Below are 16458 nucleotides of genomic sequence, written 5' to 3' on the forward strand. Positions count from 1 at the left end.
AAAAGATGAAGAAGATACTCAAAATATTTGGCGGCCTCGTCGTGATCGCTATCGTTGGGGGATTTGGGTTTCTCAGTTTCAGCCCCACTCTGAGAAGCGACCCGGGTGTCGGCCTTTCGCCCGAAACTCATGTGTTTGGGGAGTTGGATGTCCGCGATTTCACCGATAAACCGCTCGGCGCTGAGGTCAAGGTGTTCCTGCCGATGACACCGTCTGAAGCGATGGTGATCGTCGCTGCGTTCGAAGACTACTCCGAGTGGGTATCCCCTCCACCGGAGAATGTTGTGATTGACAACTCAGCCAGGGAAACTGGGGACTTTGGTGTCGGTTCTCTTGTTTCTTACAAGGAAGGCGAAACAGACGAAATCGTGCATCTTGACCCAGAGGCTTCCATGATCGCGAGGCCGCTTTGGGCACCTGATGCTTTTGAAGGTCACCGGGGGGTCGTGATCGTCACCCCTGCCGAGGGCGGATCCATCATGCACATGCGGCGGTACTTTGAAACTACCAGCATGAAAGGCTGGATGATGTCGAGGATGATGCCGATGTTCATGGAATCGAGCGCAGAAAATCTCGCGGAGATCTACGGCGGCGAGGTGTATTGAACGCCGGAGTTTCGGAGGGGGACGAGATCGTATCGCGCCGCGCAATCGATAGGCGGCGCGGTTTATCCAATCGCCAAAGTGATGCTTCTGTCGTTGTGTCCCCAATGGCGCGCTAGGGCGCGATGTCAGGCGATAGATTGATGAGCAATCGTTGCACACAAAATCACTCAACCCACTGAAATCCTGCGCAAATCGCCATCACCCATCGCAAGACAGAAGCAGGAACCATCCTCGAATAACCGCTTCACAGCTGTTTTCAGACCTTGGTGCAGATTGCAGCATCCCGTAGTTTGGGCTCTAAACGGGCTTTCGCTGCGCGGTGTGTCAACGACCGCTTTGGGGCCGAAACCGGCCGCCAACTTGCGATGCGAGAATGTCCGCTTCAATGACTTTTCGGATGGAAACCGACCGTCCGCTTCCGGCCCCATTCCGGTCATTCGAACAAATCGCAATGAAAGTTCGCTTGCCGCCCGAAGCGGTCATCGGCGTTTATCCAATTATGAGCAAACATCCTAGCGGGGCATCGGCCGCACGAAAGTGTCTTCCTCCTGTCCGGCAAGACCATGCCCCTGTCCGTACCTTGTCGCGACGAACACGTGATCAACCGCCCAGGACTTGTGCTATTAGCGTTGAAATAGTGGACTACGGTGGGTGGCTATACACCTAAGCCCTTCCATTTCCGGTCAAATACCCGAATGACCGGTGCGCACCACACGCACCTACCCACGTTGGCCAACGTGTGGGGTGCCATTGGCTACCGATCGCGCGTTTCTTGATACATTTCCAGAAGCTCATCTAAGCTGTGATAACTAATCTCTTTGTATGCAAATCCGGCGTCATCCGGCGACACTTGTGGCTTGGTGATGCCAGTAAGCAAACTCAGCTTCTCGTTCAGATCACTTATGGACCATGAGTGAGGATCACGCGCAGCGTTTTCTTCTTTTTCGAACTTTCGAAAAACGCTTTCCAAGAGTGCTGACTGGATTTCACCCCTCTTCGTCCAGAAATTGTGCTCGACGGACTAAACTGCCGCTAACTAGGATAATTCCGGTGTCCGATCTAACCCCTAAATCGTCCGCTGAGAGCTGTCGGCTCCGTTAGAAATCGAGCGGACTCGGCGCCTCGTTTCGCCCTCCAGTTGTTGCCATACTGGGATTAGCGTTGAAACGAGGGCAGCGATAAGTAAGACTAGCGGAGGCTAGTTATTGCTAACAGTTGAACGCGCGACACTAATTGATCTTCCCACTATGTCCGATTCGCCCGAAATTGAAATTATTCGCATCGCGTCCCAGGAAACGCTTGAAGCCTATTTACGTGCTGGGGATGAGGTTGCAATCAGCCTGATTCTAGAAGGAGCGAAAAGCTACTTGTTGGATCACGGTTTTCGCCGCCTTGCATTGTTGTCGAGAGGGTTCTCGCCAGATTTTACGCCCCTCGTTTCGGACTTGAAGAAGGCCAAGAAGCTCATGCTGATGGGCTTGCATATTTCGGATTCCGAATTCGAATTTGTTTTAGAAGCAAGCAACTCGCTGCAGTCCCTATCAGTCATTCGTGGTGGTCTGAATACCCGTCATGCGAACCTGATTGCAAAAAATCTGCCGAACCTCACCGAGCTCTGGCTCCAAGCAAACCTTGTAGGCGACGCCGGGGCGAAGGCCATCGCAAAAGGGCTACCGAACCTAACCACTCTCTTTCTCTATGAAAACAATGTGGGTGACGACGGAGCGCAGGCCATCGCGGAGGGAATGCCGAACCTAACCTCGCTAGCTCTCGTTGGTAATAGAGTGGGCGATTCTGGCGCGCAGGCCATCGCGGAAGGGCTGCCTCACCTCGCCACCCTCAGTCTCGCCAAAGGAAGCGTGCGCAAGGCCGGGGCGCAGGCCATCGCGGAAGGGTTGCCGAACCTAACCGCGCTCAATCTCAGTGATAACAGCTTGGGCGACGTTGGGGCGAAGGCCATCGCGGAAGGGCTGCCAAACCTCATCGCGCTCGATCTCGCTAAGAACAGATTGAGCGAGGCTGGGGCGCAAGCCATCTCGGAGCGGCTGCTGAACCTCGAATCGCTCAATCTCTACAGAAACAGTGTAGGCGATTCTGGCGCGCGGGCTATCGCAGAGCGATTGCCGAGCGTCACAACGCTCAATCTCGCTGGCAACAATGTGGGCAACACCGGCACGAAGGCCATTGCGGAAGGACTGCCGAACCTATCCTCGCTCAATCTCTATGGTATCAGAGTGAGTCACGTTGGGGCGCAGGCCATCGCGGAGGGGTTGCCGAACCTCACCACTCTCAATCTCAATGGTAGCGGCGTGGGCGACGACGGAGCGCTGGCCATAGCGAAGGGGCTGCCAAACCTCGCCAAACTCAATCTCCAAAGTAGCGGAGTCGGCGAGGTCGGGGCGAAGGCGATCGCGAAGGGGCTGCCAAACCTCGCCAAACTCAATCTCCAAAGTAACGGAGTGGGCGACGTTGGGGCGAAGGCCATTGCGGAAGGGCTGCCAAACCTCGGCTCCCTCATTTTAAGCAATAACCGTGTGGGTGACGCTGGGGCGCAGGCCATCGCGGAAGGGTTGCCGAACCTCACCGAGCTCTGGCTCCAAGAAAACCTTGTAGGCGACGCCGGGGCGAAGGCCATCGCAAAAGGGCTACCGAACCTAACCACTCTCTTTCTCTATGAAAACAATGTGGGTGACGACGGAGCGCAGGCCATCGCGGAAGGGCTTCCGAACCTCACTGCGCTCTTTCTCAACGGCAACAACGTGGGCGACGCCGGGGCGAAGGCCATTGCGGAGGGGCTACCGATCCTTGCTGGGCTCGATCTCAGTGGAAACAGCGTGGGTAGCGCCGGTGCAAAGGCCATTTTGGACAACTATCAGTTCCGGTTCCTTTCTTTACTCGATCTTTCAAAAAATCCGTGTACGGATCAACTTCTAACCAAGGCAACATTCCAAAGCAGTGATGCAAAGGCGCTTCTCGCAGCGTGGACAGAATTCGTCGCGGCCGACGCTTCAGGGACTCTCGTGCCATTAAATGAGGCCAAACTACTCGTGCTGGGGGACGAGGCGGTTGGTAAAACCTCGCTCGCGCGCTTCCTTTTGGAAGGCAAAGCAAGAGATCCTAACGAACGTAAGACGCCAAACGTTCGCCATTTTGAGCGCATCGAAACCAGAACTTGGCTTCCTGATGGGAGCGATATCCGATTGAATGTCTGGGACTTCGGTGGTCAGGAAATTATGCGCGGCACACATCGATACTTCTTAACCGAACGCAGCTTGTATATTTTAGTTTTAGAAGACAGAAGGGAAGATGACGATTCAATCGACCCTTGGCTACGCATGATACATTCTTCAGCTGGCAATGTCCCAATACTGGTGGTCATAAACAAATGTGATGGTGGTAAAGCGGACCTACGCATCGACGAACCGCACTACCAACGAGAATACCCTCAAATAATTGGGTTTTATCGAATTTCATGCAACGATGACAAATACAGTAAACAGCGGGCTGCAGCGCTGCGGGCAGTAATTGCAAATACGCTTGTTGTGCACGAGGCTTTCGAAGCAGCACGCACGCCCCAACCCTCCTCATGGCTCGCGGTAAAGGAAGCATTGACCGCGCGAGCGCGAGAGGAGTCGGTTTTGGAAGCGACGATATTCAATGCTATTTGTGTTGACCCGGAGGTTGTAGGTGACCGGCCGTTGGCAGGCGATGATGAACGCCGTTCACTGTTGCGGACTTTGCATGCAATGGGCGTGGTAGTTGCACATGGACTGGGTCGCGACGCCCCTGCCGCGCTGAAAGGCATCACGCTCCTAGACCCAAACTGGTTGACCGACGCTATTTACGAAGTTTTGGACCGGATAAAGACTGAAGAGCTTGGCGGACGCTTCACGCGGGCGAGTATTGCCGAGTGGCTAAACCCAAAAGTGTATCCTATTGAGCACCATGAATTCATAATATCCATGATGCTCGATGAAAAGATTGAACTTTGCTATCGCTTGCCAGATGAGAAGGAGACTTATCTCGCGCCTGAAGCGTTGCGCGTTAAATCCCCTGACTACAGCGCTTTCGAGCGGGACGCGCTGCGCTTTCGATATAGGTACAAAGACTTGCCACGCGCGCTGGTTCCAAGACTGATTGTGCGGTTGCACGACCGATTGCGCGACCCTGAGGACGCTTGGCTGACAGGTGCAAAGCTTAGGATAGACGATGCCGAAGCTGTGATCCGGGCCGATCGTGACGCCAAGCGGATTGACATCGCCATTCAGGGAGAACGTTGTCGCGAAGCACTAGCTGTACTGCGAGACGCGTTTTTGACCGTACACAAGGCGCTTGGTGACCTTGAAGCGACTGCCTGGGTACCTATGCCCGATAATCCCGAAATAGAGGAATCATATGACTTTTTGCTGCGCCTAGAACGAGAAGAAGAACCTGATTATCGGCATCGCCCAACCGATGCAGACCATTCCTACAAGATCAGTGAGCTTCTACACCATGTGGACTTAAGGCTCGTTCAACAGGGCGAAGCGGAGTTTCCTTCAACGCCACAACTACAAAATGATGTCAACCGCTCGTTTGAGTTGCCCTCATTTCAGCAGATCTTTCCTTTTGTGCCGGCAATTTATGTACTTGGTGTACTCTTGTTGGATTCCGAAATGGGGTGGTCGGTGAGTATCGGCGCGGCCATAGTAGTATTTATGCTGGTAAGGTATGGGCTTCGGTTGCTGGATCCAGCCTATTTCTTTCGTCGCCTTTTCCAAATGTGGGCGCTGACGGGCGCCGCACTGCTTGGTGCGCGTGGTATCGCTATGGCCTTGGATCTTGGATGGTTCAGCGCAAATATTGGAGACAGTGTAACCATTACGGCTGCCGTAATGTGGATAGTCGCTTTTATGATTTTAGGATTACTTGCTCACAACGAGACACATCGAAAACAATAAGCTTTCTTCACGTAGGAAGAGTGCGCGAGTGCGGTTCAATTTTGAGCTGATCTAGAATAGGTTAAGGCAAGCTCTATGACCTATTGCGTTGAATAAGCTGAATGCTTTCGACGTTCAAATAGCTAAGTCTTTCTAGTTCGTATCAAGTTGTTGCAAAAGCGATGCGCATAGCATGCACAGCTTTACGTCGTCACCCTAAAACCCACCGCAAATACTTAACTTAGCAAGCGTTTTCGAGCAAAGAAATAGTCAGTTAGTTGAGCTGAGCATTGTGATTTTGGAGAACTAACTTTGCTCATTTGCAGTCTCAGGTAGTAAGCGTTGTGCTAGATTCTCTTCAAGCAAAAAGATTCGAGGTGGCATATGCGTGAGAGTCTCAAGATAGTCCGCATCTTCATAGGTTCTCCCGGAGGACTGGACAAAGAGCGTAATGCTGCACATCATGTTGTAGGTGAAGTGAACCGAAACAACTCAGAGCATTGGGGCTGCCACTTCAAGCTGTACGGTTGGGAAGATGCGATCCCAGGATACCAGCGCCCGCAGAGCAAGATTAATGAAGACCTCGATAGGTGCGATTATTTTATCGGGGTCATGTGGAACAAGTGGGGCTCACGGCCTTCTACCGACGCAAATGGTTATACATCGGGTTTTGAGGAGGAATACTGTCGCGCAATCGATCGAATCGAAAGCGGAAATATGAAGGATATGGCCCTATTCTTCAAAACCATAGATTCACCAGAAGGATTCCAGCCCGGTGAAGATATACAGAAGGTTTTAGACTTCCGACAGAGCTGCATTGAAGAAAAGAAAGTATTTTTTAAAGACTTTAACGACACTTCTGATTTCAAAGATGTTGTTCGAGATAAACTGATGGAGATTGGCTGGCGCGAAACATCCTTCAAACCTTTCGAGAGCGTTGAAGACGATGGATCCGAAGCTCCACCTGAAGATGATTCAGATACCGAAACGACCGCGAGCTCTGCCTCACGTCTCATTGAAGAAAATGCTGGTTCTTTTTTGAGTGACGTTGCAAATCGGTCATATGGTTGGGATGCTGTATCTTCGCAAGAAGTTGCAAGATTTAGACTAATTTCCACTACACTGCATAGGTCTGGAAATGACGAAATATATTTGGAAAATCATGATGCAAATCTAATTTTTAAACACTACCGAGACGAAAAACTATCAGATCGAGAGTATAATGCTCTGGTGGAATGCGGTGTTATAGGGTTTACTCATCGGAATGTTCCTCTTTGGCGCTGGGTACAAAAATCTGGAGATTTGGAGAACCAGTTCTTTTACCTAAGATTTTTGTCGCAAGTGGGGACTCAGGACGAACAGCAGCGTTCTATTCGCATTCTCAAGCTTTTAGGCCAACCGCTAATCGACCTTTCAGAGCTGATCTCAAAGAGGAAAACACTACAAACGTGGCTCTCAAACGAGACTAAAGATCAAGTATTTGACGCTGCCGTATCTTTTTTGGCAACAAATGCCGTTCACGAGGATATTCCTCTGCTTGAAGAGATGTCCAATGATTGCGACCCGAAACGCAAGCAACAAATCGAGGGCGCAGTCGTAGCCATCCTCGCTCGAGGTAGCACTGACTCGGCGCTGAAGCGTCTTTGTCGCAATGAAGTAGACAAAGTCGAAAGTAGGGTTGCGGATGATCTCTTTAGCAGCCCACAGTCCTTACTGTCCGAAACTTTGGTCTCTTGTCTATCGGCAAAACAAGACGAAATACGCCTTCGTGCGGCACGAGTTTTATTTGATCGAAGCGAAATTCCAAAAGAGGCTATTGATTCACTCCTCACAGACAACATGCATGAAATTCGTCTGATCGCGGCCGAAACTCTTGCAAATCTCGACCAAGCGTTAACGGACGAAGTTTTAAAAAAGGCACTGACAATAGAGCGTCGTGCGGTCGGTCTTGGTATTGCATTAGGTTCAGCAACACGCAAAGAAACAGACACTAAATTCTATGAGCGTTATCGAGTAAATCGTCTTTCCGAACTGAGCTTTACAGACTTGAAGAGTAAAGTTGAAAAAGCTGGTGTTTTTAACGAACAAGAACTAACGGTTCTTTACTCAAGATTTAGATCAAAAACACAATCAGACATCCGGAAAAATCTTGCCGATGGATTTAGATCTCAGTTCGAAACCGAATTGAAAAAACTGGCAGCCAATTCCGGGGTTGTTGGCACTGCTGCAATTGAGAACATTCGCAAACTGGGTCCTTTTCTGACAAATAAGCTTTCCAGCAGTGCTCTGTCTATCCTTTGCGAGCTTCGAAATCGGAAAGATCTGGATTTAGTAAGAAAAACAATAGACTCGTTCGAAATCGACGCCAGTGAAAGCATAACGCGTTACCTGGGACGTTTTGGCGAATGGCCGGACGTCGAACGCATCAAAAAGTTGGGCGATTATCCTTCGGAAGGAAGCCTTGTGAGTTTCAGATCAACCAAGCTTCCCCAACAAAAAGCATCTGCAATTTTGGCTTTGGGCAGACAAAGAGTTGCAGATACATTAGACTTAGAATTGGACTCGCAAATTAGAGATGCCCTTCTAAAGCTAATTCCAAACAAACTAATTGCCAGTTTGAGTGACGATATAGTAATTCGAGAACTCGGGCGTAAGAATGACAGCGCCAGAGAGATATTCGCAATAAGATGCGTTCAATCTATACCAAAAAAGCGACTAACGTCGTTGCTTGATAACTACGTGGACGGTGAAAACCAACGTTATTATAATAGCGTTCATTGGTTGGATCTGGGCACATCTTTACCCAGTAGGTTAGCAAAATCAGTTGCTGAAAATTGGCTAAGGTGAGCTCGAACGCCCAAGTTCCGGCTAAACTACTGTGTTGTGGACAGCTTCTTGAAAGCGCTCCTTAGACCGCTAGCACAAACACACGTCAACTGCTGCCGCACGTTGACGAAATCAATCGTTCGAGGTTGAACGAAGCTCACGGCCATTGTTGAATTGTTGAATTCATTCAGAGAGTTGGTTTTTCCACAACCTCGTTGACCGCTGCAAAACCGTGCAAACCACGGCAAAACGCCTACGGGATTTTCGTGTAAGAAATCACTGCTGAAAACACCTAAATCATTGGGAAACATACGTTTACCCCAATCGAATGGTGCGGTCGAGAAGACTCGAACTTCCACGGGTTTTACCCCACAGCGACCTCAACGCTGCGCGTCTACCAATTCCGCCACGACCGCATATTCGATTGTTCCCGGCGCCTGTCTGCGTCGAGGCGCTCCATGTAGCAAAAGGATTTTGGGGGCGCAAGAGCCGAAACCGTATTAATTCACAAGCGCCCGATATTTCTTTGAGCCAGGCTTACAACGGCCCGTCGGTCCGCATCGGACGTACTTCCGGTGCACGCATCAGAACCTCGGTAATCGAAATACCAATCCGTTCGCCGAGCAGTACCACCTGTCCACGTGCCACCAGTGTATTGTTGGCGTAGATCTTGACATCATCGTCTTCTGATACGTCCAGATCGATGACGGCACCACGGCCCATGCGCAGGAGCTGATGCACCGGCATTTCGGATTCGCCGAGCACGACGGAAATGTCGACTTTGATTTCGTCAAAGGTGGTCATCGGACGTCAAGATCCTTAAATAGGGCGAACCCGCCAGCGCCACACCATATCACGGCCCGGCAAGCCAGCTCAAAAAACAAAGAAGTGTCATCCACATGTCACCAGCCGAAAGAGACCAGATTTCTCTCAGTTTTCAGCCGAAAACGGGTTCTGAACCGGTGGAGTGGAAGATATCTGACGAGCTTGTGGACTATGAGCACGCGCTTGAGGAAATGGAAAGTCGCGTCGAGAGAATCATCTCGGGCGAAGCCCGCGAGCTTGTCTGGCTTCTCGAACACCCTCCACTTTACACCGCCGGAACCAGGGCGGACGACAGGGATCTGGTGACCCCTGACCGCTTCCCCGTCTACCGCACCAAGCGCGGCGGCCAGCACACCTATCACGGTCCGGGCCAACGCATCGCCTACGTGATGCTCAACCTGAAAACGCGGAAGCAGGACGTCCGGGCCTTCGTGTCAGCGCTCGAAACCTGGCTCATCAACACGTTGTGGCATTACCACATCCGCGGTGAGCGGCGCGAGGACAGGGTTGGCGTCTGGGTTAGCCGTCCGGACCGGGGCGAAGCCGTCGAGGACAAGATTGCCGCCCTTGGTCTTCGGCTGCGCAGATGGGTCACTTATCACGGTATCAGCTTCAACGTTGAACCGGAGCTCGACCACTTTTCCGGCATCGTGCCCTGCGGTGTCAAAGACCACGGTGTCACAAGCCTTGTCGATCTTGGGATCCCGGTGACCATGGCGGAAAACGACATGGTTCTGCGCGCGGAATTCGAAAAGATCTTCGGCCCTGTCGTCTCTGTCTAGCTTCGCGTTGTTTCAAACAGGCGAACAGGTATTCAAGAAATCCTGCAGACGCTGAACACCACCGGGCTTCCATCCAAGGGCCCGGAGCCTGGCCGTATCCATTTCGCCCGGGATCCTGGAAGACTTTTCAGGAACTTCAATACCGACCGCTCGAAGCGAAGCGAGCATTCCAAGAAGGTCGCTCCGGTCCAGCATGAGGTCGGACACGTTGAAAACATCAAACCTTTTCCCGGTATTCCCCTGCTTCAAAAGCAAGGCGACGGCTGCTGCAAGGTCGTCTCCGTGCACTTCCGTTCCGCACCTTGGCTCGATCCGATTGCCCGACAGAAAGCTGTCGAACAGGCCGGACCACTTGTGCTCACGAAGACCTGGAGCCACACCGTAGACGCCGGTCGTTCTCAAGACGATCCCGCAAAACGCTTCATCGCATAAATCCGAAAGCTGGTGTTCACCGGCCAGCTTGGCCTCGCCGTAAAGCGTGTCAGGTGCCGGCTCATCGGCTTCACGCAGTGTCTCGCCGCCGCGATGATCGCCATAGACGGCTCGGCTGGAGACGAACACAGCATGCCGGCAACTGGTGGCTTTGGCGGCCGCGAAGAGCGCCTTCGTTCCATCGACGTTCAATCGCCAGAAGCGGTCCGGATCCGTCCCCTCGCCGCCACGGAACTTGCCCGGCGCGTGGTGAAGCGCACAATGGATGAGCACATCGGCCCTGGGTAGGTCAGGCACTGGATTGGCAAGGTCAAAGGGTGAAAACGCAAGTGGCATGTCCGCGACGGGAGCGCGGCCAAGCGAGGTGACGTCATGTCCCTCTGTCAGCATCCGATGCGCGAGAAATCGGCCAACTGTTCCACCGGCGCCTGTGATCAGGACATGCATTCAGGACGCCTGTTGCTCGGCCCATTCCGAAGGCCCTTTCAGCCGCGTCGTATCCGCCGGAATTCCGTCTCCGGTCGCAAAGGCTTGCCAAAGATCGATCAGTGGCCGGAGCCGATCCGCCTTTTCGTGCCCCGCCTGCCATGGCTTTTCATACTGATAATGCAGAATGTGGATTTGCTCCCAGCTCCACAGCTCCGGCAGGTTGAACCAGACATATTGCAGCATATTGTAAAAGACCGGCAGACCTTGCCAATCGGGAAAGTAATTCTCAAGGAACGTCTGATCGGTACGACGCCAGAAGACATCCGGCTTGTCCAGCCTGGAAAGCATCTGCTCGAACGTGGTTTCGCTCGGCCGCGCCGTGAAGACACCGCTGTTCAACCGATGAAAGTCGGCCAAACCCTCATAGACATTTGGTGCCGCGCAGAATTCCGGAAACTCAAACAACCGGTCGCAGTTCTGAAGCACAAGCGCGTCAGCATCGATGAACACGACGCGCTCATACTCGACAAGTTGCCAGAGCCGCAGCTTCACGAAATTGTCGAGCGGCGTATGAAAGACCGGCTTGCCTCCTTTTGAAAACGGTGCGGCCTTGTGCAGGCGGCCACGTTCGTGCCGCTCGTTGAAAGCATCGGATGTTGGCAACCGTTCGCAGCGTCCAAGCCGCGGTTCAAAGGTCTTTAGGGCTGCAAGGTCCTCGTCGTCGACACCCGGCGTTTGGAGAACCACAAGATCGGCGTCGGATCGTGCTCTGCGCAACGACCGCAGCAGCGCCGTCGCACCAAGAACATAGTCCCTGTTGGTCACCAGCGTTACATAGGCATATCTGGCGCCCTGCGCCTTGTTGAACTCCGGTTCACCGGTCATGCCAAAGCCTCACGAGACCGATTTTAGCCGGGGATGCTCCGGATCGTGCTCGATCTCTTCCGCGATTTCACGGGTCCACGCGGAAACTGCCGGTACCCGGCTGCGGTCAACCCGATAGGCATAGGCCTTGGCCACATCGACCACCTCCTCCAGAAGGCCGTCTTCCAGCTTGATCGGATCGAGCCCGAGATCCAGGAATTGTTCGTTCCTGACGACAAGGTCGTTTTCGGCTGCCTCCTTACGCGGGTTGGGCAGATAAGCCACCTTTGCGCCAGTCAGTCTGGAAATCAGTTCGGCAAGGCCACGGACCCGATGTGTTTCCGTCATCTGATTGAAGACCTTGACCCGGTCGCCGCTTTGCGGCGGGTTTTTCAGGGCAAGTTCAATGCAGCGCACCGAGTCCTGAATATGGATGAAGGCGCGGGTCTGGCCACCGGTGCCATGCACGGTCAGCGGATAGTCGATTGCCGCCTGGATGAGGAACCGGTTCAGGACGGTTCCATAGTCTCCGTCATAGTCGAAACGGTTGATGAGCTGCTTGTGGCGTTTGGTCTGTTCCGTGTGCGTGCCCCAAACAATGCCCTGATGCAGATCGGTGATCCTGAGACCGTCATTCTTGGCATAGAACTGGAAAAGCAGCTGATCGAGACACTTGGTCATGTGGTAGATCGATCCGGGATTAGCCGGATAAAGGATCTCCTGATTGACCTTTTCTCCGGCCAGGGTCTCGACATCGACGCCCAGATAGCCCTCTGGGATGGCCGCTCCGACGTTTGAGTATCCATAGACCCCCATCGTGCCGAGATGCACCAGATGTGCATCCAGATTCAGCTCAACCATGGCGTTGAGCAAATGATGGGTAGCATTGACGTTGTTGTTGACGGTGTAGTTCTTGTGCTGATCCGACTTCATCGAATACGGCGCCGCCCGCTGTTCGGCAAAGTGGATGATCGCATCGGGACGGTTGTCAGACAGCCAGGCCTTGAACACTTCATAGTTCTCGGCAATATCGATCAGATGGAAATGGATTGTATTGCCCGTTTCCTGTTTCCAGATGCGTGTGCGTTCCTGAATGGAATCCATCGGTGTGAGCGATTGGACGCCAAGTTCCGCATCGATCCAGCGCCGGCTCAAATCATCAATGATATGGATTTCGTGGCCGATGTCGGACAGATGCAAAGAGGTGGGCCAACCAACGAATCCGTCACCACCGAGAACCGCTATTTTCACGAGAAATCTCCCTGATTGGGCAGAAAAGCTTAAATCAGACGTTCTGATTGTTTCATATGTGAGATCAGATCATTGCGATAATTCAATGACAGTTCAACGTTGAAATTCGTAATTGATACACAAATCCAAAGATGACGCCGTCTCTTAAGCAGTTTCCCTGACTTTGAACGGGCCTTCTTGCAACTCGACCGGGTCCAGTTCCTTGACGCCGGTTACTTTGGCAAGTCGTGGTCCACGCCAGACAGCATCCAGCATGTCGGCGACACCTGCTGGCTGGCCTGAAAAGACCGCCTCAACGGCGCCGGAAGTTCTGTTCCTGACCCATCCTGAGAGACCGCGCGCGATTGCCGTGTCCGCACACCAGGCTCTGTAGCCGACGCCCTGCACCCGGCCCTCGATGAGAACGTGAACGGTCACCAGCCCAGATGTCATGGTCATTGTCCTGTCTTGTCTCTGGCGGCAATGTACCGGCGCTTGATCGGGCGCCGGTACAGTCTCAGCGACGTGCTCTTGAGGTCGTTTCTAGCTCATTTTCCGCAACGAGGCGCGTTATCTTGTGCGCTTCCCAATCACCGGGCGGTTCAAGTTTCTTCACCAGACCGGCGAGAGCCTCATCCGGTATTGCTGTGGATCTGCCACGGTTCTGCTGGAACAACCTGTCCGGTCCCGCTTCAAGATAGACGATTTCGATATGCGCGCCGTAGTCCCGGAACAGACGCAGCGGCTTCGCCCTGAGCTGCTCCGAAACATTCGTGGCGTTCCAGACAAAGTCCCGGCCCGCACGCAAGTAAGACCGCGCCAGCTCATAGGCAGCCTGGACTACACGCCCCTGATTGCCGGTTGCCGGCTCGCCAATCATGTCTCGCACGGCGTCAAGACTGACGACGGGCAGATCGGGGCAGTTCGCGGCAATCCAGGTATCCTTGCCAACACCCGGCAGACCGGACATCAACTTGACCCTGCTTTTGAAGCTCTCATGAGCCGCAAAGTTCGGGTCCCGGTCCGATCGTTCGAAAAATGCAACACGGCTCTCGTCATTTGCAAAGGCGAACCTCGACGAAAGACAGGCACTTTCTTCAAAGAGCTGCTCGGCCAGCGCGACATTGTCCAGAATGGACTGCTTGTCCGCGCAGACCCGTCCCAATGCGTCTGCGCGGGCATGAGTGCACAGAAGATCGGGCAGGCACCTGAAGGACGTTTTGATCGCCTGCCTCTGTCCGTCTTCCCGCTCAATGAGCCAGAACGGCAATTGATGACAGGTAATCAATCCGCAGATCTCTTCACGCCATGCGAACGGAGCCGCCGCTTCCCAGAGAAGTTGCCGGGCAATGAGCGCCCCTACCCTGGAGTGACCGCGCGAGGTCACCCGGCCGTTGTCTTCCTTCATCGTCACGGCCGGTTTGCCGACATCATGCAGGACCGCAGCCCAGAAAAGACAGAACCGTTGCCGCTGATCCAGGGACCGCCAGGCAGACATTGACACGAGCTCTTCGACAACCATGCGCGTATGAGTGCCGACATCGCCCTCTGCGTGATGAACCGGATCCTGGGGGCACACGTCCAAAGCGGCAAGCTGCGGCCACAACGCCCAGATGCGTCCCCAGTCGATCTGCCAGTCAGGTGCTGCAGGTACGAGGTCCAACAGATCGGGATACGAAACCTGGTTGGTGTTTCTAGACTTCATCGTAAGCCCCTTTCACGCCAAGAACAGGAGCAAATATGTCGGTGTCTGCAGCCAGTTGGTTCGGCAGTATGGGTCGAGATTGCCAGTGGCCATCAGAATCCGTAATTGCCTGAACGAAGTCTGCTCTGACGAACTTGAACCGATCCAGAACGTAGTCTTCGTCTTCAGACTTTACGTAAAGTCCTTCGGCAAGATCCGTGTCTTCCGTCTGCCGCTCGACCATGTCGAGCCGGTTTTTCGACGCCTCGGCCGATCGTTCCAGTTCGTTTCGCCAGCCGGCGGACTTGTACAGCGAAGGCTTTATGAGCCGGCGCAGGTCTTCAACCGACGACACCGCTCCCTCGTGAAGGACCGGGACAGGCATGACCGGCAGCCCGCCAAGCACGCGTCTGCGACCGGCAGTGCTCAAGAAACGGCCGGTTTCCCGATCGAATACATCAAATTCAAGAAAGTAGTGCGGCAGCCGGTCATAGAAGCTGGTGTGCTTCGCATAGAGCCATTCGCCGAACATGATGTAGCGGCGACCGAGCACCTCGCTCAGCGCATTGGCGTGAACGGATGCCCAGGTCTTCAGGAGATCGAAGTGCCTTTCGCGGTATCCGCCGACCAGAAAATGTCCGCGGCTTTGCAGCCTCAGCGTCCCTTCCGGATCGAACGAAACGGCACAATTGGCACCATCTATCTTTTCCTCGATGACAAGAAACTGGTCCGCCAATTCCGCAATCGGCTTGTCGTCCCCAAGATCACCTTCCTGCAGCCGCGACCCTTCCAGGTGCCGCGTGCGCGGATATTTCAATAATTCCATGATATCGCTCGAAGTTTCCAAGATCCGGGCCAAAGCAACCTCGTCGTCAGCGGACCATTAGAGTCCGTTGAGCTTGTTGTTGTCTGAAACGTCTGGAATCCTGAATTGCACAAAGAACCGATCCCGTTTGATTGGATCAGCCCGTTTTCAGCAAAGTGATCGAGCGGGTTACATTTTTCTGGCTCAAAACATTCGGGTTACTATGCGCTGCGTTATACAGCAATTGGACTGCCACGCAAAGCAGCCCCGCTTTTTTGGCCTGAAAGCAACTGGGCTGCGTGACGGAAACAGTGACCCTTTAAAACGCCTTTGCAAGACTGCTTCAGGCTGCCGCGCACAAAAACTCGACGATATCCGCAGGCCTCGCAGCAATCAGGATTGGGCTCTCCGCTTCAAGTTCCTTGCGGCTGCCATAGCCCCAAAGGACACCAATACTGGCCACTTCATTGACATTGGCACCGACAAGGTCGTGGCTGCGATCTCCGATCATCACGGTCTCGGACGCTGACAATCCCTCTTCTTCGAGAATGTGCGCAATCAGTTCACTCTTGGCGGAGCGATGCCCGCTGAGCTCGGATCCGTAAACCTTGCCGAAATGCGGCATCATCTCGAAATGATCGACGATCTTGCCGGCATATGCGTGGGGCTTGGACGTGCACACATGCAAGTTCATTTCCTCGTTCCGCAAGGTTTGCAGCACGCGCGGAATTCCCTCGATAAGCGTGTTTTCGTAGAGGCCGGTGACAGTGTAACGCTCTCTGTAAAATGCCACAGCCCTGTCAAGCTCTGTGCGCTCGCCTGTGTTCAACAGAGTTTCGAAACTGTCCCAAAGCGGCGGACCAATACACCAACGAAGGTCTTCACCTTCCGGAACCGCCGCCCCCATCTTTCCCAGAGCGTACTGGATCGATCTGGTGATCCCGTCGAAGGGGTCGGTCAGCGTGCCGTCAAGATCAAATAGAACGGTCGAAAACGCCATGAAGGCTTCCTTGCTTGAAAAAATAAAACGGCCCGGGACGTGGTGTCACAGGCCGCT

General features: G+C 53.4%; 12 protein-coding genes and 1 tRNA gene. 4 read left to right on the forward strand and 9 right to left on the reverse strand.

Annotated features, from left to right (window positions below; translation table 11 throughout):
- The first annotated feature begins 5 nt into the window (after window positions 1-5).
- The 3 genes from RBB47_RS24935 (at window position 6) to RBB47_RS24945 (ending at window position 8371) form a co-directional block, all read left to right on the forward strand.
- Window positions 6-605 (forward strand): hypothetical protein, encoded by a 600-nt coding sequence (locus RBB47_RS24935; protein WP_305988626.1) that lies wholly within the window; start codon window positions 6-8, stop codon window positions 603-605.
- Between the two features lie 1247 nt (window positions 606-1852).
- Window positions 1853-5545 carry a COR domain-containing protein gene (locus RBB47_RS24940; RefSeq protein ID WP_305988627.1) on the forward strand — a complete coding sequence of 1231 codons (3693 nt, stop codon included), beginning with the start codon at window positions 1853-1855 and terminating at the stop codon, window positions 5543-5545.
- A gap of 363 nt (window positions 5546-5908) precedes the next feature.
- A complete protein-coding gene (locus tag RBB47_RS24945; RefSeq protein ID WP_305988628.1) occupies window positions 5909-8371 on the forward strand; it encodes a DUF4062 domain-containing protein in 2463 nt (820 codons plus the stop codon).
- Window positions 8372-8679: 308 nt separating this feature from the next.
- On the opposite strand, the gene RBB47_RS24950 is transcribed toward RBB47_RS24945, so the two are convergent.
- Together RBB47_RS24950 and RBB47_RS24955 are read right to left on the reverse strand one after the other, a co-directional pair.
- Window positions 8680-8766: transfer RNA gene (locus RBB47_RS24950), tRNA-Leu, on the reverse strand.
- Window positions 8767-8887: 121 nt separating this feature from the next.
- Entirely contained in the window at window positions 8888-9154 is a 267-nt protein-coding gene (locus RBB47_RS24955; protein WP_305988629.1) for a FliM/FliN family flagellar motor switch protein, read from the reverse strand.
- 95 nt (window positions 9155-9249) lie between these two features.
- Between RBB47_RS24955 and lipB the strand changes: the two genes are divergently transcribed.
- Window positions 9250-9957: a lipoyl(octanoyl) transferase LipB gene (gene lipB, locus RBB47_RS24960; protein WP_305988630.1), complete on the forward strand. Its 708-nt coding sequence runs from the start codon at window positions 9250-9252 to the stop codon at window positions 9955-9957.
- Window positions 9958-9969: 12 nt separating this feature from the next.
- On the opposite strand, the gene RBB47_RS24965 is transcribed toward lipB, so the two are convergent.
- The 7 genes from RBB47_RS24965 to RBB47_RS24995 all read right to left on the reverse strand — a co-directional run bounded on the left by RBB47_RS24965 (window position 9970) and on the right by RBB47_RS24995 (window position 16401).
- Window positions 9970-10836 carry an NAD(P)-dependent oxidoreductase gene (locus tag RBB47_RS24965; RefSeq protein WP_305988631.1) on the reverse strand — a complete coding sequence of 289 codons (867 nt, stop codon included), beginning with the start codon at window positions 10834-10836 and terminating at the stop codon, window positions 9970-9972.
- On the reverse strand, window positions 10837-11703 hold the full coding sequence (locus RBB47_RS24970; RefSeq protein WP_305988632.1) for a glycosyltransferase: 867 nt from the start codon (window positions 11701-11703) through the stop codon (window positions 10837-10839).
- Window positions 11704-11712: 9 nt separating this feature from the next.
- The gene (locus tag RBB47_RS24975) at window positions 11713-12933 is read right to left on the reverse strand and encodes an NAD-dependent epimerase/dehydratase family protein (RefSeq protein ID WP_305988633.1); all 1221 of its coding nucleotides are present in this window, start codon (window positions 12931-12933) and stop codon (window positions 11713-11715) included.
- A 144-nt stretch (window positions 12934-13077) separates the two neighbouring features.
- Window positions 13078-13371 (reverse strand): acylphosphatase, encoded by a 294-nt coding sequence (locus RBB47_RS24980; protein ID WP_371932853.1) that lies wholly within the window; start codon window positions 13369-13371, stop codon window positions 13078-13080.
- A gap of 58 nt (window positions 13372-13429) precedes the next feature.
- Complete coding sequence (locus RBB47_RS24985; protein ID WP_305988634.1) at window positions 13430-14617, reverse strand: AAA family ATPase; 1188 nt, start codon at window positions 14615-14617, stop codon at window positions 13430-13432.
- Window positions 14607-15422, reverse strand: a complete 816-nt coding sequence (locus RBB47_RS24990; RefSeq protein WP_305988635.1) for an RNA ligase family protein — start codon at window positions 15420-15422, stop codon at window positions 14607-14609. Before RBB47_RS24990 ends, RBB47_RS24985 begins: the two co-directional genes overlap by 11 nt.
- A gap of 322 nt (window positions 15423-15744) precedes the next feature.
- The gene (locus RBB47_RS24995) at window positions 15745-16401 is read right to left on the reverse strand and encodes an HAD hydrolase-like protein (protein ID WP_305988636.1); all 657 of its coding nucleotides are present in this window, start codon (window positions 16399-16401) and stop codon (window positions 15745-15747) included.
- Window positions 16402-16458 lie beyond the last annotated feature (57 nt).

Source organism: Roseibium sp. MMSF_3544 (assembly GCF_030732845.1).
Classification (GTDB): domain Bacteria; phylum Pseudomonadota; class Alphaproteobacteria; order Rhizobiales; family Stappiaceae; genus Roseibium.

What these genes read in the sequence shown, in the direction of transcription:
- RBB47_RS24935 (WP_305988626.1), top strand. Translation starts at nt 6, where the DNA reads ATGAAGAAGATACTCAAAATATTTGGCGGCCTCGTCGTGATCGCTATC.
- RBB47_RS24940 (WP_305988627.1), top strand. Translation starts at nt 1,853, where the DNA reads ATGTCCGATTCGCCCGAAATTGAAATTATTCGCATCGCGTCCCAGGAA.
- RBB47_RS24945 (WP_305988628.1), top strand. Translation starts at nt 5,909, where the DNA reads ATGCGTGAGAGTCTCAAGATAGTCCGCATCTTCATAGGTTCTCCCGGA.
- RBB47_RS24955 (WP_305988629.1), bottom strand. Translation starts at nt 9,154, where the DNA reads ATGACCACCTTTGACGAAATCAAAGTCGACATTTCCGTCGTGCTCGGC.
- lipB (WP_305988630.1), top strand. Translation starts at nt 9,250, where the DNA reads ATGTCACCAGCCGAAAGAGACCAGATTTCTCTCAGTTTTCAGCCGAAA.
- RBB47_RS24965 (WP_305988631.1), bottom strand. Translation starts at nt 10,836, where the DNA reads ATGCATGTCCTGATCACAGGCGCCGGTGGAACAGTTGGCCGATTTCTC.
- RBB47_RS24970 (WP_305988632.1), bottom strand. Translation starts at nt 11,703, where the DNA reads ATGACCGGTGAACCGGAGTTCAACAAGGCGCAGGGCGCCAGATATGCC.
- RBB47_RS24980 (WP_371932853.1), bottom strand. Translation starts at nt 13,371, where the DNA reads ATGACCATGACATCTGGGCTGGTGACCGTTCACGTTCTCATCGAGGGC.
- RBB47_RS24985 (WP_305988634.1), bottom strand. Translation starts at nt 14,617, where the DNA reads ATGAAGTCTAGAAACACCAACCAGGTTTCGTATCCCGATCTGTTGGAC.
- RBB47_RS24990 (WP_305988635.1), bottom strand. Translation starts at nt 15,422, where the DNA reads ATGGAATTATTGAAATATCCGCGCACGCGGCACCTGGAAGGGTCGCGG.
- RBB47_RS24995 (WP_305988636.1), bottom strand. Translation starts at nt 16,401, where the DNA reads ATGGCGTTTTCGACCGTTCTATTTGATCTTGACGGCACGCTGACCGAC.